The organism is Paenibacillus marchantiae (assembly GCF_028771845.1).
Classification (GTDB): domain Bacteria; phylum Bacillota; class Bacilli; order Paenibacillales; family Paenibacillaceae; genus Paenibacillus; species Paenibacillus marchantiae.
In genome coordinates this window covers 3,263,225-3,287,898 of record NZ_CP118270.1, presented here as the reverse complement: position 1 = coordinate 3,287,898, position 24,674 = coordinate 3,263,225, and the positions used below count along the sequence as shown (strand labels likewise).

16 protein-coding genes are annotated in these 24,674 nt (G+C 49.1%); 6 read left to right on the top strand and 10 right to left on the bottom strand.

Features of this window, described 5'->3' with window-relative positions; translation table 11 throughout:
* Nucleotides 1–167 precede the first annotated feature (167 nt).
* On the top strand, nucleotides 168–1,052 hold the full coding sequence (locus PTQ21_RS15125; RefSeq protein ID WP_090948883.1) for an SDR family NAD(P)-dependent oxidoreductase: 885 nt from the start codon (nucleotides 168–170) through the stop codon (nucleotides 1,050–1,052).
* 97 nt (nucleotides 1,053–1,149) lie between these two features.
* Here PTQ21_RS15125 and PTQ21_RS15120 read toward each other — a convergent pair whose 3' ends face one another.
* Entirely contained in the window at nucleotides 1,150–2,544 is a 1,395-nt protein-coding gene (locus PTQ21_RS15120) for a DUF1254 domain-containing protein (protein WP_090948881.1), read from the bottom strand.
* Between the two features lie 152 nt (nucleotides 2,545–2,696).
* Here PTQ21_RS15120 and PTQ21_RS15115 point away from each other — a divergent pair, with 152 nt between their 5' ends.
* Together PTQ21_RS15115 and PTQ21_RS15110 are read left to right on the top strand one after the other, a co-directional pair.
* Nucleotides 2,697–3,860, top strand: a complete 1,164-nt coding sequence (locus tag PTQ21_RS15115; RefSeq protein WP_090948880.1) for an oxalate decarboxylase family bicupin — start codon at nucleotides 2,697–2,699, stop codon at nucleotides 3,858–3,860.
* Between the two features lie 28 nt (nucleotides 3,861–3,888).
* Entirely contained in the window at nucleotides 3,889–5,028 is a 1,140-nt protein-coding gene (locus PTQ21_RS15110) for a zinc-dependent alcohol dehydrogenase (RefSeq protein ID WP_274570370.1), read from the top strand.
* Nucleotides 5,029–5,134: 106 nt separating this feature from the next.
* Here PTQ21_RS15110 and PTQ21_RS15105 read toward each other — a convergent pair whose 3' ends face one another.
* The 4 genes from PTQ21_RS15105 to PTQ21_RS15090 all read right to left on the bottom strand — a co-directional run bounded on the left by PTQ21_RS15105 (nucleotide 5,135) and on the right by PTQ21_RS15090 (nucleotide 9,908).
* On the bottom strand, nucleotides 5,135–5,920 hold the full coding sequence (locus tag PTQ21_RS15105; RefSeq protein ID WP_064639244.1) for a class I SAM-dependent methyltransferase: 786 nt from the start codon (nucleotides 5,918–5,920) through the stop codon (nucleotides 5,135–5,137).
* A 197-nt stretch (nucleotides 5,921–6,117) separates the two neighbouring features.
* Nucleotides 6,118–8,112 carry a PTS fructose transporter subunit IIABC gene (locus PTQ21_RS15100; RefSeq protein WP_274570369.1) on the bottom strand — a complete coding sequence of 665 codons (1,995 nt, stop codon included), beginning with the start codon at nucleotides 8,110–8,112 and terminating at the stop codon, nucleotides 6,118–6,120.
* A gap of 135 nt (nucleotides 8,113–8,247) precedes the next feature.
* Nucleotides 8,248–9,159, bottom strand: coding sequence for a 1-phosphofructokinase (gene pfkB / locus PTQ21_RS15095; protein WP_274570368.1), 912 nt, complete (start codon nucleotides 9,157–9,159; stop codon nucleotides 8,248–8,250).
* Between the two features lie 2 nt (nucleotides 9,160–9,161).
* On the bottom strand, nucleotides 9,162–9,908 hold the full coding sequence (locus PTQ21_RS15090) for a DeoR/GlpR family DNA-binding transcription regulator (protein WP_274570367.1): 747 nt from the start codon (nucleotides 9,906–9,908) through the stop codon (nucleotides 9,162–9,164).
* A 262-nt stretch (nucleotides 9,909–10,170) separates the two neighbouring features.
* On the opposite strand from PTQ21_RS15090, the gene PTQ21_RS15085 reads away from it, so the two are divergent.
* Entirely contained in the window at nucleotides 10,171–10,854 is a 684-nt protein-coding gene (locus PTQ21_RS15085; RefSeq protein WP_274570366.1) for a G1 family glutamic endopeptidase, read from the top strand.
* Nucleotides 10,855–10,968: 114 nt separating this feature from the next.
* Here PTQ21_RS15085 and PTQ21_RS15080 read toward each other — a convergent pair whose 3' ends face one another.
* The 5 genes from PTQ21_RS15080 to PTQ21_RS15060 all read right to left on the bottom strand — a co-directional run bounded on the left by PTQ21_RS15080 (nucleotide 10,969) and on the right by PTQ21_RS15060 (nucleotide 23,085).
* A complete protein-coding gene (locus PTQ21_RS15080; RefSeq protein ID WP_079694886.1) occupies nucleotides 10,969–11,418 on the bottom strand; it encodes a hypothetical protein in 450 nt (149 codons plus the stop codon).
* A gap of 167 nt (nucleotides 11,419–11,585) precedes the next feature.
* Nucleotides 11,586–13,013 carry an FAD/NAD(P)-binding protein gene (locus tag PTQ21_RS15075; protein ID WP_063564926.1) on the bottom strand — a complete coding sequence of 476 codons (1,428 nt, stop codon included), beginning with the start codon at nucleotides 13,011–13,013 and terminating at the stop codon, nucleotides 11,586–11,588.
* Between the two features lie 412 nt (nucleotides 13,014–13,425).
* On the bottom strand, nucleotides 13,426–21,129 hold the full coding sequence (locus PTQ21_RS15070; RefSeq protein WP_420800365.1) for a hypothetical protein: 7,704 nt from the start codon (nucleotides 21,127–21,129) through the stop codon (nucleotides 13,426–13,428).
* A gap of 364 nt (nucleotides 21,130–21,493) precedes the next feature.
* A complete protein-coding gene (locus PTQ21_RS15065; protein ID WP_269055749.1) occupies nucleotides 21,494–22,447 on the bottom strand; it encodes an SDR family NAD(P)-dependent oxidoreductase in 954 nt (317 codons plus the stop codon).
* A gap of 116 nt (nucleotides 22,448–22,563) precedes the next feature.
* Complete coding sequence (locus PTQ21_RS15060; RefSeq protein WP_063568300.1) at nucleotides 22,564–23,085, bottom strand: TetR/AcrR family transcriptional regulator; 522 nt, start codon at nucleotides 23,083–23,085, stop codon at nucleotides 22,564–22,566.
* Between the two features lie 489 nt (nucleotides 23,086–23,574).
* On the opposite strand from PTQ21_RS15060, the gene PTQ21_RS15055 reads away from it, so the two are divergent.
* Together PTQ21_RS15055 and PTQ21_RS15050 are read left to right on the top strand one after the other, a co-directional pair.
* Nucleotides 23,575–23,994 (top strand): MarR family winged helix-turn-helix transcriptional regulator, encoded by a 420-nt coding sequence (locus PTQ21_RS15055; protein ID WP_063568299.1) that lies wholly within the window; start codon nucleotides 23,575–23,577, stop codon nucleotides 23,992–23,994.
* Between the two features lie 27 nt (nucleotides 23,995–24,021).
* Nucleotides 24,022–24,672 (top strand): nitroreductase family protein, encoded by a 651-nt coding sequence (locus tag PTQ21_RS15050; protein WP_076289766.1) that lies wholly within the window; start codon nucleotides 24,022–24,024, stop codon nucleotides 24,670–24,672.
* Nucleotides 24,673–24,674: the final 2 nt, after the last annotated feature.

Genomic DNA, 24,674 nt, shown 5'->3' with positions numbered 1-24,674 from the left:
ACTTGGAGTCAGCTCCAAGTCAAGGTTGTTATGCGTTTATGGAAACCGCATCCAAAAAATTAAAATATAAACCAACAGCACGCTTGACTTGGAGTCGACTCCAAATTGTAGAATGAGCGCATTAGACAGATTGGCCCTGTCACACCATTCACTCAGGAGGTATTTATATGAATTCAAACCATACACTTCGTACAGCCTTAATTACAGGCTCAACTTCGGGAATCGGTCTTGAACTGACCCGCACCTTGTTAGCGGAAGGCTGGCAAGTTATCGGCCTTAACCGTTCCGCTTTTCCGAAGGAAGACAGTGATATTCAGGACGGATTGCGCTCCGGTCAGCTCCGTTGGGTTCAAGCTAATCTTACTCAGTACGATAATCTGAGAAAAGCACTGAATCAAATTAAATCCGAAACGGATACCATCGATGTGTTGTTCAATAATGCCGGGGGCAGCGGTTATGATCTTCGTTTGTCCGATCAGGGACATGAAATGCACTTTGAATTACAGACCGTGGTGCCGTACATCATTTACATGGAACTACAGGATCTTCTTCACAAAAGCACCTTGAAAACCGTTATTAATACATCCACCAGTGCGTTCAATATGGTTAAACAGTTTAACCTGGACATCCTGGAACATCCAGCCGAGTTCAAAAAACTGTTCGGTCCTTATGCGACTTCAAAGCTCGCACTGTCTTTATGGACACGCGAAGCTGCTTCTACCCCTGCGGCTAAAGGAATTCGGTTACTCAGTGTGGACCCCGGGGGCAACAATACACTTAGAGGTAATAAAACATCTGGACTGCCCTTTTATATCAAACCAATCATGAAGCTGTTCTTCCCACATCCAAGTCACGGAGCTTCTCTGCTTTATAATGCTGCCATTACGCAAACCAAACTTACATCCGGTACGTTCCTGATGAAAAACAAACCCGCCCATCTTCGTTTTACGGATCAAGGCTCGGCAATTTTGAACAGAGTACATGAAATTTATGAGCATGAATTTTTGCAGCTTGACTCCAAGACCGATCCCGTAAGCAAAAAAAGTGTCTGAGCTTTCTTCAAAAAGACGGGACCGAGCGTATCGGTCACGTCTTTTTGTTGTTCCTTTGGATTCATTTTACTCCTTACATGTATGGTATCCAGGCTTCTTATTGTATCCGAGCGACCGGAGGTACTTCATATTCCCCTTCCAGCATGGATGGTTTCGGAGCAAACATCCTTAGCACCAAATTGAAGTCTCCTGGTGGTGCAGGAAGCCAATTCGATTCCTTCCCTTCAGGAGCAGACTGCTGAATATAAAGGTCCAGTGAACCATCAGGATTGTACAGCAAACCTTTCGTCAAATCCCCAATCGAATATCTGCCAATGGCATTATCGACCAGATAAAAATTCGAACCATACAGGGTGAGAGACCAAAATCCGGTCACCTGCGGAAGATCATTCTTGTTAAAATGCAACACATAACGTTGCTTGCCATGCAGCTTTTCCCCATTTTGATCTACAAATGCACGTGCATATAGCTCTTCCTCCGGGACATTGGCGCCCAAACCGGAATATGCAACGACAGCTCGCAGCAGAAATTGGGTACCATAGGTTCCAATATCATGGCCGATATACCATCCATTGGCGGTCGGAATCGACTTGACTGAATTTGCAATAATACGTTGCGCATCCTTTGCGGCACGCAACAGTCCGGCTTTCGTGGCAGCATTCAGATCAGCTGATTCAAATCCCTTGGCAGGATCAATGCCGATTAGCTTGAACTGATCCAGCAGAACTGCATCACAGGCGGGCGGAGGATTTTGCCGAATCTGTTCCGTCATGATTTTATAGAAAGCAAACGGGTCGTTCTTCATGGAAGACATCTGATTCGAAGACGAACCGTCTGTTATACCACTGGAAGGATTACTGGTTGGCGTTGACAGGGTGAATTGTTTCTCGAAAGCAACTGCACGGTTCAGATCCTCTTTACCATTCACTTGCACACGTCCGAGCAGCCAAACGATTGGCGTTGGGGCATGGATAGATGCTTTAGTTATATCACTGCTTCTACCGGGTCCAACGATGGTGAACTGCCCTGCCTTGTTTTCTGTCGTACGATTGGACACATTCCTGAACGTATTGGTATACGCATCGAGCATTTGAACGGTGTAATAACGGTCATCCGTGTTAGCCGGAACGTTCAGTATCACCGGGCCTTTGGAGAGATCCAGCCAGGCACTAAAATAAAGTGTATTGCTATTAGGAGTTACAATATCGTGATATTGCGGAGAAGCCAGCATGCTGGAGTAATAAAACTGATTGAGTGGGGCTCTTGTTTTCAGAGCCATCTGTCTCGTTTGTTCCATAACTACCAGCGGATAGCCGTATATGTAAGCCTGAACCCCAAGCGAATAAGCCAACTGTTCCTGTGAAGAAGCTACATTGTCTTTCCTTATGTCATCCGGACTGGCCAGAACCTCCAGTGGCCTCGCAGCGATTGAAGAAGCGACAGTCCCAACAATGAAACAGATGTAAAGCAATAACCTGAAACGTTTGCGCATTCCTCTCACCACCTATCGTGAATTTTCACGTTATTTTCCACTTCGCCAACGCAGATTATTCCCGTCCCTCATAATTGCCAGGCTCTGGTTCATAATCTTCACTATACCGACATCTGTCATGGGACGAAGTGATGAACTGGAGGAATCTGCATATGAAAAATGAAAACAACAACAATGGCAAGCCATTAATTATACCGCAGCCGATACGAAAAGACGGTGCCGGAAGTCCGGATCTGGGGCCTCGGGATGTGATGAGAGATCTACAAAATCCGGATATGCTGGTACCTCCGGTAACCGACAACGGCTTATTACCCAACCTGAGAATGTCTTTTTCCGATACACATATGCAGTTGAACCATGGCGGCTGGTCCCGCGAAATTACGGTACGGGATCTGCCCATCGCTACGACACTAGCTGGTGTGAATATGAGCCTTACACCTGGAGGTGTACGGGAGTTGCACTGGCATCAGCAATCGGAATGGGCGTATATGATCTGGGGTACGGCACGAATTACGTCCGTGGATCAGCAAGGTCGTAATTTTATTGCAGATGTGGGGCCGGGAGATCTGTGGTTTTTCCCAAAAGGTCTGCCCCATTCCATTCAGGGCTTGGCCGATGGATGTGAGTTTTTGCTTGTATTTGATGATGGGTCCTTCTCCGATCTGAATACATTATCCATCTCTGATTGGTTTGCGCATACGCCACCGGAAGTGTTGTCCGTCAATTTTGGCATACCCGAATCCGCGTTCCAATCCATGCCAACAGAACAGGTTTACATTTTTCAGGATCAGGTCCCTGGTTCCCTCTCAAGCCAGGAAGTGCAGTCCCCCTATGGCACGGTTCCGCTCTCCTTCAAACATCGGCTATTAGCTCAGAAACCGATCGTTACACCGGGAGGCAGTGTGCGCATTGTGGACTCCACTAACTTTCCGATCTCAACAACCGTTGCCGCAGCACTCGTGGAAATCAAGCCTGGAGGTATGCGCGAACTTCACTGGCATCCCAATGCGGATGAATGGCAATACTATTTGACCGGGCAAGGAAGAATGACGGTTTTTGGAGGGAATGGCATTGCACGCACATTCGACTATCGGGCTGGAGATGTTGGATACGTTCCTGTAGCCATGGGGCATTATATTCAGAATACGGGCACCGATACGTTATGGTTTTTGGAGATGTTTAGAAGTGACCGCTTTGAGGATATCTCCCTGAATCAATGGATGGCATTAACCCCGGAAGAGCTAGTGCATGACAACCTGAACGCTTCCCCCGAACTGCTCCATTCGTTGCGTAAAGAAAAATGGCCTGTTGTTTAATAGGAATACATCTAGGAGGAATATGAAGATGAAAGCTGTTACTTTTCAAGGAACCAAGGATATTCAAGTCAAAGAGGTGGAAGATCCACGATTGCAGCAAAAGGATGACATCATCGTGCGTATTACTTCTACAGCCATATGTGGATCAGATCTTCATATTTATCAGGGAGCTCTGCCAGCCCAGAAGGATTATGTCATCGGCCATGAGCCGATGGGCATTGTTGAGGAAGTGGGACCTGAAGTGACGCGAGTAAAAAAAGGAGATCGTGTGGTGTTGCCTTTTAACATCTCCTGCGGCGAATGCTTTTATTGCAATCACGACATGGAGAGCCAGTGCGATAACTCAAACCGCAATCCGGAGGTTCATACCGGAGGTTATTTTGGCTTCACGGAACGATACGGAAATTATCCGGGCGGTCAGGCTGAATTTTTGCGTGTTCCTTATGGGAATTTCATGCCTTTTGTGATTCCCGAATCATGTGAGCTCGAGGATGAAGCCCTGTTATTCCTGTCCGATGTGCTCCCTACTGCGTACTGGAGTGTTGAGAACGCCGGGGTGAAGCCGGGAGACACTGTAACTGTGCTTGGCAGCGGGCCGATTGGCCTGATGGCACAAAAATTCGCCTGGATGAAAGGTGCCAAGCGAGTCATTGCTGTGGATCGTCTTCCGTATCGACTGGACAAAGCCAAACGAATGAATAATTCCGAAGTATTTAATTTTGAAGATTACGATGATATGGGTGAACATATTCGCGAAATAACCCAAGGCGGAGCGGATGTTGTCATCGACTGTGTAGGCATGGATGGCAAGAAATCCACTTTGGAGGAAATTGGACAGAAGCTGAAAATTCAAGGCGGTACATTAAGTGCAATTGAGATCGGTATCAAGGCTGTGCGCAAATTCGGGACGATGCAACTGACGGGTGTTTATGGCTCGACCTATAACATGTTCCCCCTAGGCAATCTGTTTGAACGAAACATCAACCTGAGAATGGGACAAGCCCCTGTTATTCACTATATGCCGGAGATTTTCCGCAAAATCACGGCTGGCGAATTCGACCCTACCGAGATCATCTCTCACCGCATTGCGCTGGAGAATGCGAAGGAAGCTTACCGGATTTTCTACGAACACGAAGACGAGTGTACCAAAGTTATACTGAAACCTTGATTATGTGACGACGATCTAAAAAGGCAGATGTCCCTTACGCGGGCCCTCTGCCTTTTTTGCTTTTGCTTTTGTTCACTTAAACGAATTAATTAATAATGGCGAAACCTTATTTTCCTTTTACCGCCTGAATATATACACTTTCTCCTTTGAAGCTAACGAGTCTGCCAGAATGCGTCACTTCAAAATTGAAATACTTCTTAATCACAGATGGCGCGCTCAGCATGCTTGCTTCAAGCTCTCTACTTTCCGACTCCGGGAGTCCAGCCCTATTGCACCAGTCTTCAAATATAAAGTGTTTCTCAAAGGAAACCATCGCTTCCATTCGAAATCCGGCAAGCTCCAACATCCGAATCCATTCCGTCTTACGCCATGCCCGAACATGACTTCCATCACGCCACTTCTCGATTTCATTGTAAAATTGGTCATTCTCATCACGTTCAGGTGCCACATTATCAATTAATAACAGTCTGCCACCAGGTTTCATTACTCGAAGCGCCTCGGATACAAAGGAAGATACGTCTGGAAAATGGTGTGCAGCAATGCGACAGGTCACAAGGTCAAAGAAATCATCCTCGAAAGGGACGTGTTCAGCATCTCCTGCAACAAAATCCACATTCTGGTGCCCATTTCCCCGGATAAAATGTTCAGCCACTTGTAACATCTCATCCGTTAAATCCAATGCGATAACCTGCTCAACAAGCGGAGCTAATGCATTGGCAACATGTCCTCCGCCAGTGGCAATATCCAGCACCTTCATATCCAAGCTTGCTTGAGATGAAGCCACAAGCAATGCCAGATCATCACCTTTGGCATGACCGGCACTAGTCACATATTTCTCCGCATTTTTCGCAAATTGTTTGCGTACCTGTCCTTTAATCTGATCATTAGACATGCTGTTCCCTCCTTATAGTTTCATTAGATGAAACGTCGTTTCATTAATTAGATATTATTTATCTTATCACAGAATGACCTGCAGCGAAATAAAAAAGCATCTCCCCAGTGAATTTCACTGAGGAGATGCCATCTTATTTTAAATAATCTATGAGATAGAGATTGTTTATAACTTTTAGGGAAACTTTACCCTTTGACTTATTTCAGAACGGTCGGCGATTTTTTCCACAGTCCGAGAATCAGACCGGAGATTACTGCACCGATTGCTACAGCAAGCAGGAAGAGTAATGCGTGATTCGCCAGTGCCGCAACGAAGATTCCGCCATGCGGAGCAGGTACGTTAATGCTCCACAGTTGAGTCAGTCCACCTGCAACAGCAGAACCGAGAATACAGGATGTCAGAACACGTAGCGGGTCAGCCGCAGCAAATGGAATGGCACCTTCTGTGATGAAGGAAAATCCGAGCACATAATTCGTCAAACCTGATTTGCGTTCTTGCTCCGTAAATTTGGATTTGAAGAACGTTGTAGCGAGTGCAATCGCCAGCGGCGGTACCATACCGCCTGCCATAACAGCTGCCATCCAAGCACCATCTGTATTTCCGCTGGATGTGAATACACCGATAGCAAATGTATAAGCCGCTTTGTTAAACGGTCCACCCATATCGATGGACATCATGCCGCCAAGCAGCAAGCCAAGCAATACAGCATTTCCAGTACCCAGGTTTCCAAGTGCATCTACAAGCCATGTGTTAAGAGAACCGAAGATTGGATCAAAGACATAGAAACTTATTGCACCAACGATAAGCAATCCGAACACAGGATACAGCAGGATTGGTTTCAATCCGTCAATTGCTTTAGGCAGTCCTTTAAACAGTTTGCGCAGACCAATTACAACGTAACCTGCCAGGAAACCGGCAGCCAGACCACCAAGGAAACCAGCGTTCGAATTCACAGCCATCAATCCACCGACCATACCAGGCATCAGGGCCGGACGATCACCAATACTCATCGCAATAAATCCGGCAAGGACAGGAATCAGGAAGTGGAACGCACCGGTCCCGCCACCAATGGTCTGCAACAATTGCACAATAGGATTGTCCGGACTCGCAATTTGTTCAAACAAGAAGGATATGGCGAGCAAAATCCCGCCACCTACAACAAATGGAAGCATATGCGAGATCCCATTCATCAAATCTTTATAAATCTTGCTGCCCATGCTCAATTTGCCTTGGCTTTCTCCTTCACCCTTCCCACCGTTGCCGCCTTGGCTTCGGTAGATCGGAGCGTCCCCGTTAACTGCTTTGCGAATCAGTTCTTCGGATTTGCGAATGCCATCGCTTACGGGTCTTTGTAATACCGGTTTGCCATCAAAGCGGGCCATTTCCACATTTTTATCTGCCGCAATGATAACCCCTTTGGCACGAGCGATTTCATCAGCTGTCAGTACGTTCTGTGCTCCTTCGGAACCGTTGGTCTCTACTCGGATATTAATGCCCATTTCCTGTGCTTTCTTTTTGAGAGCGTCTTCAGCCATGAACGTGTGAGCAATACCTGTTGGGCAAGCGGTTACTGCAACGACAAAATCTTCAGATGCCGCATCACCAACAATAAGGCCTGATGTATTCTGCTTCTGTCCATTCGCATTGCCCGCGCCAGATACAGCGTTTGTTCCATTTGCAGCATTTGCTGCTTTCTCCGCTTCGGCTTTTTCTTTGGCAGCTTTTTTCTCCGCTTCTTCCGCCTGTTTGGCATCGAATAATGCAGTCACTTCTTCAGGAGTGTCCGTGCTCATTAGCTGCGAGATGAAATCGCTATCAATCAACAGCCTGGAAAGAGCCGCAAGTGTACGAAGATGCGTATTGGCCGCCCCCTCTGGAGCTGCAATCATGAAGAATATATGAGCCAGTTCATCATCAAGCGCTTCAAAATCAAGTCCTTTTCGACTCTTGGCAAATACAACCGTAGGTTCATTAACTGCTGTTGTTTTGGCATGAGGCATGGCAATACCGCCACCAATCCCCGTGCTGGATTCCGCTTCGCGTTTATAAATCATTTCCTTAAACAGAACCGGATCATTAATACGTCCGCTACGGTTTAAACTTGCAATGAGTTCATCAATAGCCTCTTCTTTCGTCGTGGCTTGCAGGTCCATGATCATCGTTTCCTGGATCATCAGGTCTGTTATTCTCATTTGGTACACTCCCTTAAATTCAGTCAGCCTGCGTGATACAGACCGACTTATAATTGTACTTTTTACGCTGTTATCTGCTATTAACTGAATCCCCTCTTCTAAAAAGGGGCCTGTATTCCATTCATTTTGTACGGACTATATTTTGGTTATGGTGACTTGAGTACGCAGCTCTTCGATGAGTTCACGAGTCGCCAGATCATCTGAGAAAGCCGTTGCACTACCCGAAGCAACACCCGTTCGGAACGCTTCAAGCAGGTCTTCGTTTAATCCAAATGTACCTACGAATCCACCGATCATGGAATCTCCAGCACCAACCGAGTTTTTCACGACACCTTTTGGAACGCTCGCATGGTAGACATCTGTTTTGGTAATCAACAGCGCTCCTTCTCCTGCCATGGAGATCAACACATGTTTGGCACCTGCTTCCAAAAGCTTGCGACCATAGGTCACCAGTTCCTCTTGAGTGTCGATGGTTACTCCGAAAAGTTCAGCTAGTTCGTGATGGTTCGGCTTCACCAGCAGCGGTTCATGTACCAAAGCATCCATTAAAGCGGGTCCTGTCGTGTCGATTACAAATTCGGCACTCGTTTGTTTGCACACGTTGATCAGACGATTGTAGAAATCAGCTCCCAGTGAAGGTGGTACACTTCCCGAAAGAATGACGATATCTCCTTTTTGCAATGCGGATAACTTGTTAAGCAACCCTTCTGCTTCCTCTGGTCGAATGGCTGGTCCCAGTCCGTTAATCTCTGTCTCTTCCCCATGCTTCAGCTTGATGTTAATTCGGGTATCATCTGCGATGGTAACGAAGTCCGTCAGAATCTTGTCTTCCTGCAATTTGTCATTAATGAAACGGCCTGTGAACCCTCCCAGAAATCCGAGTGCAGTGTTTTTGGCTCCCAGTTGATTAAGCACTCGCGATACGTTAATGCCTTTGCCTCCAGGAAGTTTCAGTTCCCGATTCATACGATTCAAATCACCAAGCTTCAGATCATCCACTTCCACGATGTAATCAATGGAAGGATTAAGTGTTACGGTATATATCATGGCTATCCCTCAATTATTTTAGTTTTCTGGGCGATTACAGAGCGCCAGTGTTCCGGCATACGTTCTGTGATCAAGTCTGCCTCCTCAAGGTCAAACAGTTTGGCAAAAGTAATTTCCCCAATTTTGCTGGAATCAGCCAGCACGTAGGATTTCCCGGACAATTGATGTGCACGTCTTTTAATCAAGGCTTCCTCCGGATCGGGAGTTGTATACCCCATTTCGGCATCCACTCCGTTGGTTCCGATAAAACATTTATCAAAACGGAAGTTGTCCATGTTCTGTAATGCGATACTGCCAATCACGGCTTTGGTGTGAATTTTCATCATTCCGCCAAGCAGATAGCTGCGTATTCGTTTACTTACCAGCGCTTCTACATGAGAAAGTCCGTTCGTCACTACCGTAACGTCCTTGGCCTCAATATAGGCAATCATGGCTAATGTCGTCGTCCCTGCATCCAGATAGATACATTCACCATTGTTGATTTCCTGTGCAGCTAAACGAGCAATCGCCGTTTTCTGTTGAATGTTTTTGAACGTTTTTTCTTCCATACCAGGTTCCGGCGTCTTTTCATTCACTAGAGCAGCACCACCATGTATGCGTTTCAGCATCTGACGACTCTCCAGATCAATCAAATCGCGCCGTATCGTTGACTCAGAAGCACCCAGCACATCGACGAGCTCTTGCAGTTTCACAATGCCTCTTTCGTGTAAGCGCTGTATAATTGCAGCATATCGTTCTTCAGTTAGCATTTTCATTCCTCCAACTGCTTTTATAGTAACATAAATCCCTCAAAAAACAATCACTTTCATTCAAATTAATTTAAAATCATTCAAAAACCATCAACATTCGACATTTTATAGACATCAAAGATCGCATTCAACCCTAAATATCGTTCAAAATCATTCAAACCTTATTTCTTTCTCAGATTGTCCATGTCCTCTTTCGTCTTCACTGCATTTGATAATATCGAACGAATGATTTCGTCTCTATTTTCACATTGGAGGTGGCCGTATGGCGAATAATCGAAACAAACGCCGAAAACCCTGTATACCTCAAACAGGCAAAACAAATTCTTCACTACGCTTCGGGTGGATTTCCTCCAACTGGAGTGGTTATGCCCGAGCGGGTGACAAAGCTGAATTCAGACGTATCTCGGCTGAATGGAACGTGCCCTTTGTTTTACCATCGTCCAAGTCCTCATACTCCTCAGCCTGGATCGGAATTGATGGATACGAGAATTCCAATCTCATTCAGACTGGAACAGGCCATGATTGGGTTAACGGCCAAGCTAGTTATTATGCCTGGTGGGAAATTCTTCCGGACGTTGAAACGATCATCCCTTTTCCTGTATCACCGGGAGATCGGATGAGAGCGGCCATTTACAGAATCAATCGAACTCGCTGGTGTATCACACTTCATAACCTGACCCAAAATTGGACTTTCCGCACCGTTCAGCAATATGCAGGCCAGCAATCATCCGCGGAATGGATTGTAGAAGCTCCATCATTGGGAAACACCATCTCCCGGATGGCAAAAATCACGCCTGTCACCTTCAAGTGTTGTCGCCTGAACGGTCGCTGCCCCGGCTTCATCGTCAAAGAGAAAGGCATCATGATTCAGCAAAAACAGGTTGTTTCCATTCCAGGAACACCGGGACCAAGCGGAGACTCTTTTGTCGTGAAACGAAACGGCTGAGACTTCTTCGTAGACAGTTCGTTAATGAAAAAAACTGCAATGTGCCGTATTCGGCGTACCATTGCAGAATGGATATTCGGTCATTATGGAATTGACACGAGTCTCTTTTTTCAATTATAGGAATAGCTCAGCCCTGTCTGGTTTGGGTTTTACCCAATTTCCTTCTTCATTAATAAATGCACCCTTGAAACGCCCCATCTCCAATTTCTCTACTAGCTTCATCTCATCCAGTACCAGAATTTCAGACAACTGCTGCAAACTATAAAAATCACTTGGATCATAATCCAGCAGGATTGGAACAGCCATGTCGTACAGTTCTTTAATTAGATTCTCCAATGAATGACGGCCGAGGTTGTCCATGGTTTGGAAATACTTCAGATCATGGGACACCAGATTGCGGAACGATTTATCCTTCAAGTTCATCCACAGCGTATTACACGCCTGAACACTCATATAGTTCTGCTCTACATCATAATATTGGATCTCTTCAATCTTCATATACTTTTCCTGAAAAGCTACAATTTTGATCAAGGGTTCATTTCGTTTGCGTGACGCTTTCTTCAAATGGGTTCTGAACCCCTCATAATCCATGATTCTCACAATAATCTATCGCCTGCCTTAACGCTGTATAATTCGATATTTTACAGCATTATATAAGCACCCGTAAATGTAACTTTAGAAAAAGGAAAACCGTACAGCATCTTACCCCGCTGTACGGTTATTTTGAATACTCAGATTCCAACTTCACTCTTCACCCAACTCGCAGTAAATTCCTGCTCGTTATACTTAAAAAATTGCTCCAAGATCTGTTCCCGGTCATCCAGGAAAAGCTGGTCGGCTACAGCTGAAACCAACTTCGGCACAGCATTCTTTGTCCCCGATATTGCTGAGGCGGACAGGCCGCAACTTGCAAGTGCAGAGTAATTAAAGACAAACAACCCACGCAGCTTATCCTGCCCCTCCTCATCTCTGCTGGTCATTGCAAACCCGGGACTAAGGTAGGGATGTGCGTCAAGCAGTGCATTCCTCTGTACCGTCGGAGCTTGAAACCGGTCTGCCCAGCGTGCAATATGTGCCTCCACCATTCTGAGCTCGGGACGCAGTGACGGATTACTCACCATCCCCGTACTTATGACCAGAAAATCAAAGGAGTGCTGTCCCTGTGGCGTAGTCACTACCGCTTTCCCATCCTTCATCTGTATATCCAGCCAAGGTGCTTGAAGATGTAATTGGAAGCCTGGCCATGCAGCGGCTCGGTTGAAGGTATCGTTGGTTGGTGGCTGATTGTATTTGAAAAAATGGGAAATGGTCGCATACTTATCCTCGTCCGACAAAACGTGAAACCGTTCGATCATACCGGATTGTTCCATCTGACGTATCGGGTTAATGCTCGGCAATTGTTCCCGCCGCACAAATACGTGGGCCTCAGCCACACCTGTGGCTAGTGCAAAGTTGGCATTATCAAAGGCTGAAGCTCCGCCGCCAAGTATGGCAATCCTTTTTCCTCGTAACCGTTCAAAATCAATCAGCTCCGACGTGTGAGCGTAAAGATGCCTAGGTACTTTCTCAGCGATCATCGGTGGTACATGCCACTCTCCACCACCCTGGATGCCCGTAGCCAAGACAACCTTTCGTGCCAGCAACATATTACTTGGAGCCCCTGCACCCGTAATGTGCAGCCGGTGTAAGCCTCCATCTGCAGGTTCAATCAGTCTCAGTTTTACTTCATTCATGACAGGCAGATTAAGCACTTGCCTGTACCAGCGCAGATAGTTCATCCATTCGCTGCGCGGAATTTTATCAACCGCATCCCATCCGGAGGAGCCTGATTGAGCCTCCCACCATGCTCGAAACGTCAGCGAAGGAATACCGAGATCAATGGAAGTCAGGTGTTTTGGTGTACGTAACGTGACCATACGCGCGTAAGTTTCCCAAGGTCCCTCCAACCCTGCGGCATTTTCATCAATGACCAGGATGTTGGATATCCGCTCACGCAGGAATCCAAAAGCAGCCCCCAAACCGCTCTGCCCACCACCTACAATAACGACATCATAGATATGGCCTTCGTCATGTTCGCGTGGGCGAATCCAATCCGCACCTCCATATGCGAGATAAGCCAGATCATCTTGTACTCGTTGGTTTAATGTTTCAAGGCTCATCATTCATCAACCCTTTCAACGTCCACTCGTATGCTGCTACGAACCGCTCGTTTAATGTTATGTTTGTGTAATAATTTGTTTTTTTAATGGATATTCTGCAAGTTCAAAGCAGCCTAATTCATTTACCATATGGATAAAGACGATGATTCCGTCTCAATCCCTTACATCATTTTCATAAGGATTAGCGTTATTATATGAGTTGGGGTCATTTTTTTGAATATCACGACAGATTTCTTGTCATCAGACCTAAAAATATCTAACATGCTTGTTAACTATAACGAAACCAAATTTTAACGACTTCGTCCTGTATGTAAAAAAACAGATCAGGTTGGATATTAACGATAGATCCAACCCGGATCTGTTTTCGTGTTGTCTTATTTTTAAATAGGTGGGGTGCTGAAGAATTAATACCTCATGTCAATTCGTGTACTGACCATACAATACCGTTCGTTGCTCCAATCCCCAAGTTCAGAGTAATCGTTAATCCATTCGCTGCGTAAAACAACCCAATCACATCGCCTGCATTCAGCGTAACCTGCGCCGCTAGCGTTACGGCTCCACTACCAAGAACTGCCCGCAACGTAAGTAGCGTTACGCTGATATTCAGGATTGGCAATAGTCCATTGACCAATGTAGTCGTAGTGGGGGATGTTCTTTGCACCAGAAACGCTGGATTGACCCCAGCACCCAATGAGATGGCGATTGCGGCAGTTGTAGAAAAATTGATTGTTGCCACAATCGAGTAGGTCCCCGTATTCGGCGCCGTGTAATTGCCTGTAGTTGCATTAAAATTTGCATTACCATAGTAAGGACTTGCTGTACTCCAGTTGGTTAACTGTGCACTGGTTGTTGTTGATAGGTTAGCCAAAAATGCAGAAAATCCTTGTGCAGCTAGATTGGGCCCTGATGCACCCGTAGCCCCTGTGGCTCCCGTGGATCCAGTAACTCCGGTCGCCCCGGTAGCCCCAGTTGCGCCTGTTGTTCCCGTTCCCGTTGCACCTGTCGCACCAGTTGCACTCGTTACACCCGTTGAACCCGTCGCGCCAGTGGCTCCGGTTCCGGTTGCGCCCGTCACACCTGTTACCCCAGTAGATCCTGTCGCGCCGGTGGATCCGGTTATACCTGTTCCCGTTGCACCTGTCACTCCGGTTACACCAGTAAATCCTGTGGCGCCGGTTGTTCCCGTTGTTCCCGTTCCCGTGGCTCCTGTCGCACCTGTTTCACCCGTAAGTCCTGTTGCTCCGGTAGCTCCAGTCGTTCCTGTTCCCGTTGCACCTGTCACACCAGTTACACCAGTAGCCCCCGTTGCACCTGTAGCTCCCGTAGCTCCTGTTCCGGTGGCACCTGTCACACCTGTTACCCCAGTAAGACCCGTTGCACCTGTGGCTCCCGTAGCTCCTGTTCCCGTTGCCCCTGTCACACCAGTTACCCCGGTAAGACCCGTTGCTCCTGTGGCTCCAGTTGTTCCTGTTCCCGTTGCACCTGTCACACCAGTTACACCTGTTACCCCAGTAGATCCTGTCGCGCCGGTGGTTCCTGTTGTTCCCGTTGATCCTGTCGTACCGGTGACCCCAGTTAAGCCCGTTGCACCAGTGGCTCCAGTTGTTCCTGTTCCGGTTGCGCCTGTCACTCCAGTTACACCCGTCGCACCAGTGGCTCCGGTTGTTCCTATTCCGGTGGCACCTGTCACACCTGTTACCCCAGTAAGACCCGTTGCACCTGTGGCTCCCGTAGCTCCTGTTCCCGTTGCACCTGTCACACCAGTTACCCCGGTAAGACCCGTTGCACCTGTGGCTCCCGTAGCTCCTGTTCCCGTTGCACCTGTCACACCAGTTACCCCGGTAAGACCCGTTGCTCCTGTGGCTCCAGTTGTTCCTGTTCCGGTTGCGCCTGTCACCCCAGTTACACCCGTCGCACCAGTGGCTCCGGTTGTTCCTATTCCGGTGGCACCTGTCACACCTGTTACCCCAGTAAGACCCGTTGCACCTGTGGCTCCAGTTGTTCCTGTTCCGGTTGCACCTGTCACACCAGTTACCCCAGTAATGCCCGTTCCACCAGTGGCTCCCGTAGCTCCTGTTCCGGTTGCACCTGTCGCACCAGTTACCCCAGTTGAACCCGTTGCACCTGTCACGCCAGTAAATCCTGTCGCTCCCGTGGCTCCAGTTACTCCAGTAAGCCCCGTTGCCCCAGTGGCTCCGGTTGTTCCAGTTCCGGTGGCACCTGTCGCACCAGCTACTCCAGTAAGTCCCGTTGCTCCGGTAGCTCCGGTTGTTCCAGTTCCGGTTGCACCTGTCGCACCAGCTACCCCAGTAATCCCCGTTGCACCAGTGGCTCCCGTAGCTCCGGTTCCGGTTGCGCCTGTAACACCTGTTACCCCAGTAGATCCTGTCGCGCCGGTGGTTCCTGTTGTTCCCGTTCCGGTAGCACCTGTTCCACCAGTTACCCCAGTTGAGCCGGTGGCTCCAGTAGCCCCTGTAGCTCCCGTTCCTGTTGCACCTGTCACACCTGTTACTCCAGTAAGACCCGTTGCACCTGTGGCTCCTGTTGTTCCTGTTGTTCCCGTTCCGGTAGCACCTGTTGCACCAGTTATACCTGTTAAACCCGTCGCGCCTGTGGCTCCAGTAAGACCCGTTGCACCTGTGGCTCCCGTAGTTCCAGTTCCGGTGGCACCTGTCGCACCAGTTACCCCAGTAAGACCCGTTGCACCAGTAGCTCCAGTCGTTCCTGTTCCCGTTGCTCCTGTCACTCCTGTTACTCCAGTAAAACCCGTTGCACCTGTGGCTCCAGTTGCTCCTGTTCCGGTTGCGCCTGTTGCACCAGTTACTCCAGTAAGACCCGTTGCTCCCGTGGCTCCGGTTGTTCCCGTTGATCCTGTCGTACCGGTGACCCCAGTTAAGCCCGTTGCACCTGTAGCTCCAGTTACACCGGTAAGACCAGTTGCTCCGGTAGCTCCGGTTGTTCCTGTTCCCGTTGCACCTGTCACACCAGTTACCCCAGTAATGCCCGTTGCACCAGTGGCTCCCGTAGCTCCGGTTCCGGTTGCGCCTGTAACACCAGTTACTCCAGTAAGACCCGTTACTCCCGTGGCTCCGGTTGTTCCCGTTGATCCTGTCGTACCGGTGACCCCAGTTAAGCCCGTTGCACCTGTAGCTCCAGTTACACCGGTAAGACCAGTTGCTCCGGTAGCTCCGGTTGTTCCTGTTCCCGTTGCACCTGTCACACCAGTTACCCCAGTAATGCCCGTTGCACCAGTGGCTCCCGTAGCTCCGGTTCCGGTTGCGCCTGTAACACCAGTTACTCCAGTAAGACCCGTTGCACCCGTTGCTCCAGTTACACCTGTTAAACCCGTTGCACCTGTGGCGCCGGTCGTTCCCGTTCCGGTGGCACCTGTCAGACCGGTTACACCCGTAGATCCCGTCGCACCAGTAGCTCCCGTTGTTCCTGTTCCCGTTGCACCTGTCACACCAGTTACTCCAGTAAGTCCCGTGGCTCCAGTAGCCCCTGTAGCTCCTGTTGTTCCTGTTCCTGTTGCGCCTGTCGCTCCAGTTACACCCGTCGCACCAGTGGCTCCGGTTGTTCCGATACCCGTTGCGCCTGTAGCACCAGTTACACCCGTTGAACCAGCCGCGCCTGTGGCTCCAGTAGCCCCGGTCCCTGTTGCACCTGTCACGCCAGTAAATCCTGTGGCTCCCGTGGCTCCAGTTGTTCCGGTTCCCGTTGCCCCTGTTACACCAGTTACTCCAGTAAGCCCCGTTGCTCCGGTTGTTCCCGTTCCGGTTGATCCTGTCACTCCTGTTACCCCAGTTAAGCCCGTTGCACCTGTCACTCCAGTAAATCCTGTGGCTCCGGTTATACCAGTTGAACCCGTCGCACCAGTAGCCCCAGTCGTTCCTGTTCCGGTTGTTCCTGTCACACCAGTTACTCCAGTAAGTCCCGTTGCTCCGGTAGCTCCGGTTGTTCCCGTTCCGATTGCACCTGTCGCACCAGTTACTCCAGTAAAACCCGTGGCACCTGTTATACCAGTAAGTCCCGTTGCACCAGTAGTTCCCGTTGCTCCTGTCACACCAGTTACACCTGTTAAACCCGTCGCGCCTGTGGCTCCTGTTACTCCAGTAAGCCCCGTTGCACCTGTGGCGCCGGTCGTTCCCGTTCCGGTGGCACCTGCCAGACCGGTTACACCCGTAGATCCCGTCGCTCCTGTAGCTCCAGTTGTTCCTGTTCCGGTGGCGCCTGTCGCTCCAGTTGCTCCTGTTCCGGTTGCGCCGGTGGTTCCTGTTGTTCCCGTTACCCCTGTCACGCCAGTAAATCCTGTCGCTCCCGTGGCTCCAGTTACTCCAGTAAGACCCGTTGCACCTGTGGCTCCAGTTATTCCGGTTCCCGTTGCCCCTGTCACACCAGTTACCCCGGTAAGACCCGTTGCTCCTGTGGCTCCAGTTGTTCCTGTTCCGGTTGCGCCTGTAACACCAGTTACTCCAGTAAGCCCTGTTGCACCAGTGATTCCAGTTGTTCCTATTCCGGTGGCACCTGTCACACCTGTTACCCCAGTAGATCCTATCGCGCCGGTAGCTCCAGTTGTTCCCGTTCCGGTAGCACCTGTTCCACCAGTTACCCCAGTTGAGCCGGTGGCTCCAGTAGCCCCTGTAGCTCCCGTTCCTGTTGCACCTGTCACACCTGTTACCCCAGTAAGTCCTGTTGCACCAGAAGCTCCAGTTGTTCCTATTCCCGTTGCGCCTGTCGTACCGGTGACCCCAGTTAAGCCCGTTGCTCCGGTAGCTCCAGTTGTTCCCGTTCCTGTTGCACCTGTCGCACCTGTTACTCCAGTAAGACCCGTTGCACCTGTGGCTCCTGTTGTTCCCGTTCCCGTTGCACCGGTCGCCCCTGTTACCCCAGTAAGACCCGTTGCACCGGTGGCTCCAGTTGCTCCGGTTCCTGTTGCACCTGTCACACCAGTTACACCTGTTAAACCCGTCGCGCCTGTGGCTCCAGTTGTTCCGGTTCCCGTTCCCCCTGTCACACCAGTTACTCCAGTAAGACCCGTTGCACCAGTGGCTCCTGTCGTTCCTGTTCCGGTTGCCCCTGTCGCACCAGTTACCCCAGTTGAACCCGTCGCGCCGGTCGCTCCGGTTATTCCCGTTCCGGTTGATCCTGTCACTCCTGTTACCCCAGTTAAGCCCGTTGCACCTGTCACGCCAGTAAATCCTGTGGCTCCGGTTATACCAGTTGAACCCGTCGCACCAGTAGCTCCAATTGTTCCAGTTCCGGTGGCACCTGTCGCACCAGTTACACCAGTAAGCCCAGTTGCACCAGTAGCCCCAGTCGTTCCTGTTCCGGTTGCTCCTGTCACTCCTGTTACTCCAGTAAGACCCGTTGCACCCGTGGCTCCCGTAGCTCCGGTTCCGGTTGCCCCTGTCGCACCAGTTACTCCAATAAGCCCTGTTGCACCAGTGATTCCAGTTGTTCCTGTTCCCGTTGCTCCTGTCACTCCTGTTACTCCAGTAAAACCCGTAGCTCCTGTGGCTCCTGTTGTTCCCGTTCCTGTTGTACCTGTCGCACCAGTTACTCCAGTAAGTCCCGTTGCACCTGTGGCTCCCGTAGCTCCGGTTCCGGTTGCTCCTGTCGCACCAGTTACCCCAGTAAGCCCTGTTGCACCTGTGGCGCCGGTCGTTCCCGTTCCAGTGGCTCCTGTCGTACCGGTTACCCCAGTAAGACCCGTGGCTCCAGTAGCCCCTGTAGCTCCCGTTCCCGTTGCACCTGTCACTCCAGTTACCCCAGTAAGACCCGTTGCACCTGTGGCTCCAGTAGCCCCTGTTCCGGTTGCGCCTGTTGCACCAGTTACTCCAGTAAGACCCGTTGCACCTGTAGCTCCCGTCGTTCCTGTTCCCGTTGCTCCTGTCGTACCGGTCACCCCAGTTAAGCCCGTTGCACCTGTAGCTCCAGTTGTTCCTGTTCCGGTTGCACCTGTCACACCAGTTACTCCAGTAAGTCCCGTTGAACCCGTCGCACCAGTAGCTCCGGTTGTTCCAGTTCCGGTGGCACCTGTCGCACCAGTTACACCTGTTAAACCCGTCGCGCCTGTGGCTCCAGTTGTTCCGGTTCCCGTTGCACCTGTCACACCCGTTACTCCAGTAAGCCCCGTTGCTCCGGTTGTTCCCGTTCCGGTAGCACCTGTCACACCGGTTACCCCAGTTAAGCCCGTTGCACCTGTAGCTCCAGTTGTTCCGCTTCCGGTTGCGCCTGTCACACCAGTTACTCCAGTAAGTCCCGTGGCTCCAGTAGCCCCTGTAGCTCCTGTTGTTCCGATACCAGTTGCGCCTGTAGCACCAGTTACACCAGTTACACCCGTTGAACCAGTCGCGCCTGTGGCTCCAGTTGTTCCGGTTCCCGTTACCCCTGTCAAACCAGTTACTCCAGTAATCCCCGTTGCTCCGGTTGTTCCCGTTCCGGTTGCACCTGTCGCACCTGTTACCCCAGTAAGTCCCGTTGCTCCTGTCACACCCATTACGCCAGTTAGTCCCGTTGCACCTGTGGCTCCCATAGCTCCGGTTCCGGTGGCTCCTGTCGCACCAGTTACCCCAGTAAGCCCTGTTGCACCAGTGGCGCCGGTCGTTCCCGTTCCGGTGGCACCTGTCAGACCGGTTACACCCGTAGATCCCGTCCCACCAGTAGCTCCCGTTGTTCCTGTTCCCGTTGCCCCTGTCACTCCAGTTACCCCAGTTAAGCCCGTTTCACCTGTCGCACCAGTTGTTCCTGTTCCGGTTGCACCTGTCGCTCCAGTTACACCCGTCGCACCAGTGGCTCCGGTTGTTCCCGTTCCCGTTGCGCCGGTTGCGCCTGTGGCCCCAGTTGCTCCTGTTCCGGTGGCGCCTGTCACGCCAGTTACTCCAGTAAGTCCTGTGGCCCCTGTCGCACCAGTTACCCCAGTTGAACCCGTCGCGCCGGTTATTCCCGTTCCGGTTGATCCTGTCGTACCGGTTACCCCAGTTAAGCCCGTTGCACCAGTAGCTCCTGTCGTTCCTGTTCCCGTTGCTCCTGTCACGCCAGTTACTCCTGTTCCGGTTGCACCTGTGTCCCCGGTTGTTCCAGTTCCGGTTGCGCCGGTCGCACCGGTTACCCCAGTAAGACCCGTTGCACCAGTGGCTCCTGTCGTTCCTGTTCCCGTTGCTCCGGTAGCTCCGGTTGTTCCCGTTCCGGTGGCACCTGTTAATCCTGTAGCACCAGTCGTTCCTGTTGTTCCAGTTCCGGTTGCTCCCGTCGCACCAGTTATACCCGTAGATCCCGTTGCACCAGTAGTTCCAGTAGTTCCAGTAGTTCCAGTAGTTCCAGTAGTTCCAGTAGTTCCCGTTCCTGTTACTCCTGACACACCAGTTACGCCCGTAGATCCTGTTACCCCAGTTAAGCCCGTTACACCTGTGGTTCCGGTTGCACCGGTAGTCCCCATCTCTCCCATGGATCCTGTTGCTCCTGTTATACCTGTGGTTCCAGTCGTTCCGGTAGCCCCAGTCACACCTGTATTACCTGTAACACCTGTCACTCCAGTGCTACCTGTGGTTCCAGTTACACCTGTTGTGCCCAATGCTCCAACGGCTCCAGTTGCTCCCGTCAAACCTGTGGTTCCTGTGGCTCCTGTTTCACCAGGATCGCCCGTTGCCCCAGTTATCCCTGTCGTGCCAGTCACTCCAGTGCTACCTGTAGTTCCCATTCCAGTTGCGCCGGTTACACCGGTTATGCCCATTGCTCCCACGGCTCCGGTTGCCCCAGTCACACCTGTATTACCTGTAACGCCGGTCACTCCAGGATCGCCCGTCGCTCCTGTTACCCCTGTCGAGCCTGTTGTGCCTGTCGCTCCTGGATCACCAGTAATTCCCGTGGCACCTGTTACACCTTTTATCCCTGTAGTTCCGGTTGATCCAGTCGCCCCCGTAATTCCTGTAACGCCCGGATCACCAGTTGTACCTGTAAGTCCTCGGACTCCGGTTGATCCCGTTATTCCTATCGAGCCAGTAGCTCCCGTATTCCCCATCCTACCTACTATTCCCATTGCTCCTGTGATTCCCGTAGCCCCGGTTACACCTGTCTTTCCTTGAAACCCTCTATATCCCCTCGGTCCACGTAACACAGGACATCTGGATCTGACAGCTCTTTTCTTTTTAAGCGCAAACTTCTTTTTGGATTTACATTTTACTTTTCTTTTAATAGAAACACGAGTGCCTGCTTTTTTTAATTTGCGTTTGGTTGTACTGATTGAGGACATTTTGCGCTCCTTTTTGGACATATAGCTCACAAGAAAATCCCCCCTCCTTGTACACCGTATCTATTCTCCGCTTTTGCAATACTACACTCTATGTCTAGGACAGGTTTTGTGCACCGCCCATTAATGAAGTCATATCAGCATTCAGCATTTTGGTTTAGGTCGTAAGCATTAACCGATTCATAACGCAATTTAATTATTGATTGATCAATTACAAATCGACATAACACATTTATTTCTTTTGCAGCTCACCTATCGTCTGTGTAATCCCTTCTTCAAAAGAAGTCATCTTCACCGGCCCAACCTTGGCCTCGTATTTCTTTTTACTCAACACCAGCGGTTCTTCTGTCAAATATAACATTTCAACAATTTCTTTCATTACCGGTACGGCCAATCCAAGCAGTGAAAGCCCTGTTTTGCCGAGGGCTATGACCGGTTTCGCTTTACCCGCCGCCTGTTGTGCAATACGTACGATTTCCTTACCAGATATTATCCCAGCACCAGGGATATTCCAGTTCTGCCGATAGGCATCATCTCTGCTCGCCAACTCCACAACCATGACCGCTGCATCTGGCAAATAGATATATTCTCGTGGCATTTTCATAGTTCCGATAAAAAAAGTCATTTTCCCTTCCGCTATTGCTTCAAGCGTAGACCCCAGGTAAGAAGCCTGATTGGCAGTAGGACCATAATAATCAGGCAAGCGAACAATCATCACTTGCGCTTTGCACCATTTGCTGCTAAATAACATCTGCTCAAAGGCAAGCCGAGTCTTTCCTTTTCGAGTATGCGGCTGCTTTGGATGTTCTTCAGTCACTTCTTTCATTTGTCTTCTGCCATACGGATAAATCCCGTCAATGACGACCACCTTTAGGCCCAATTGTTCTGCCGCCTCCATAACGGATTCACCCAGAGGAATCAGCTTGCTCTCCATTTCGTTATAAGGTACATTCGCGCAATGAAACATTACATCGGCTTCTAGTGAAGCAGCTATAATATCATCGAATCGGAATGCATCTCCAACAGCGATCTGTAGATGATCAGGCGAACCCAGTTTTACCGCAAGTTGCTCCAGTTTTTGACGTGAGCGACCAAAAATGATTGTAGAAATACCACGTTTAATCAATTCCTCTGTAATCGCTGCGCCCGTTCCACCTGTTGCCCCAACCACGATTGCTCTTTTCATTACATCTCAACCTCTTTCTCTCAATTAGTTATTGATCAATTACTTACTTCAACACAATATAACGTATATTTAGTGATTGATCAATAACTAAAATACAAAAAGGGACTCTTCCCTTTCTATCTATCCATAAGCTCTGGCATATCCAGTGCGGTTGATATATTACATAACATCCCGATTGCCAAGAATATCAACGTTCTTTGCTTTGGATTGGCACTGCCTGCGGCTGTAAAAGCTTCCAATACCATATCTCGCACCTCTGCGAATCCTTTTTGCATCGCTTGACGGATGACTTCTTCCTGAACCGTCTGCGCCTGCATTTGCAGCAAAATTTCGTTCTTGTGAGATTTAAGAATCTCTTCATAGGCTTCTGTTAACTCGTTCTCCAACTGATCTGGAGTAGCTGTCTCCACCACCGCTCGGAATGAATCAATCACTCGCGTCCAGGATACCTCAAGTGCTGTTAACAGCAAAGCTTCTTTGCTTTTAAAGAAACGAAAGATATACGGTTGCGAAATATTTGCTCTTTCTGCTACCTGAGCTGTGGTCGCCCGAAAATAGCCAATTTCAGCAAACACCTCAATCGCTGCGGATATGATATCACTACGTCGATTAACCGATACCGCTGCATTTTTAGCCATATTATCACACCTTCATTACATAGTAATTAATTGATCAATAGCTTGAAGTATATAGGAAAGTCTAATGCATTGCAAAGAGACTCATCCCTGCAATCTAAGCACAGCTTAGAAGCTCTCTATTGTTTAAACATTTCTGTGACGTCAATTTCATCCGTATGTATATCGCCTCATTACAGTTTATAATTATTCTCAACCACAATATAAATCGATATAAAGTTACTTGAATGGATAACCTACACCTACGGAACCAAGAAGAATATCGCTTTGGAATAGATGGATTTATCTTCTCATGACTACCCTGTTGCAAAATCAAAACACCCATGATATATTAATTGAGCCATCAATGATTGATGCATCAAATATTGATACGTCAAAGATTAACTTAGCAGATATTACTGACTAAGCAATGGCACTGTATAATGGCAACTTTATGTATTTTGTTCACATAAGCCGTTGTTCATGGTCGAGATTCACCCGGGAGGTCTAGTCATGACACGTGTGTTTTCCAAGGAGGAGCAGATCATCAATCTGCTCAACGGGCTGGGTAACAAGATCAGCCCCAAGTTCGAACGCTGTACGGGCATCAGCTCATCACGCTTTGAGATTTTGCATGAGTTGGACCAGGTGGACGAGATTAATCAGTCCATGTTGCAAAAAATCATTAATATCGACAGTGCGGCGATCACTCGCCATCTGAAGCAGCTTGAAGCCGATTCGATGGTCACCAGACGTAAAAATCCGGAAGACAACCGCGTTACCTTTGTCCGCCTTACGGATGAAGGACGGAAGCAAATCGAAGGTTATAAAGTTGAGAAAACCAATTTTATCAATCAGATTCTACAGGATTTTAGTGAAGAAGAAGTTCATCTGCTTGCTGATTTCCTGGAACGAATGCAAAACAATTTCTAAACCCATATATAGAGGAGAGAATCATACATGAGTACATTCCAAAGCACTTTTCAAAAGACAAATGATTTTAACGAAATTACTTACGGCCGCCGGTCTGTAAAACTATACGATCCTGAAGTCAAAATCAGCCGTGAAGAAATGACAGAAATTCTGTCAGAAGCTTCTCGCGCCCCATCTTCCATCAATTTGCAACCTTGGCGTTTTCTCGTTGTAGATACGGCTGAAGGCAAAGAAAAGCTTGCTCCTCTCGCTAGATTCAACCAAAATCAGGTTTTGACTTCCGCAGCAGTCGTTGGTGTATTTATTGATATGAACAATGTCGAGTACATGGACGAAATTTTTGGTAAAGCGGTAGAGCTTGGTTATATGCCACAGGAAGTCAAGGATATGCAGCTCAAAACTGTAATGCCTTATTACGAAAATATGCCCGCTTCCGCTCTTCGCGATGTCAATCTGATTGACGCAGGTCTGGCTTCCATGCAATTGATGCTCGCTGCACGTGCTCATGGTTATGATACTAACCCAATCGGTGGTTATGAGAAAGATCAAATTGCTGAAGCATTCGGTATGGATAAAGATCGTTACCAACCCGTTATGCTGATCTCGATCGGTAAATCGGCCAAAGAAGGTCACCCTTCCTACCGTCTGCCTGTTGAGACAATTACGACTTGGGCATAATA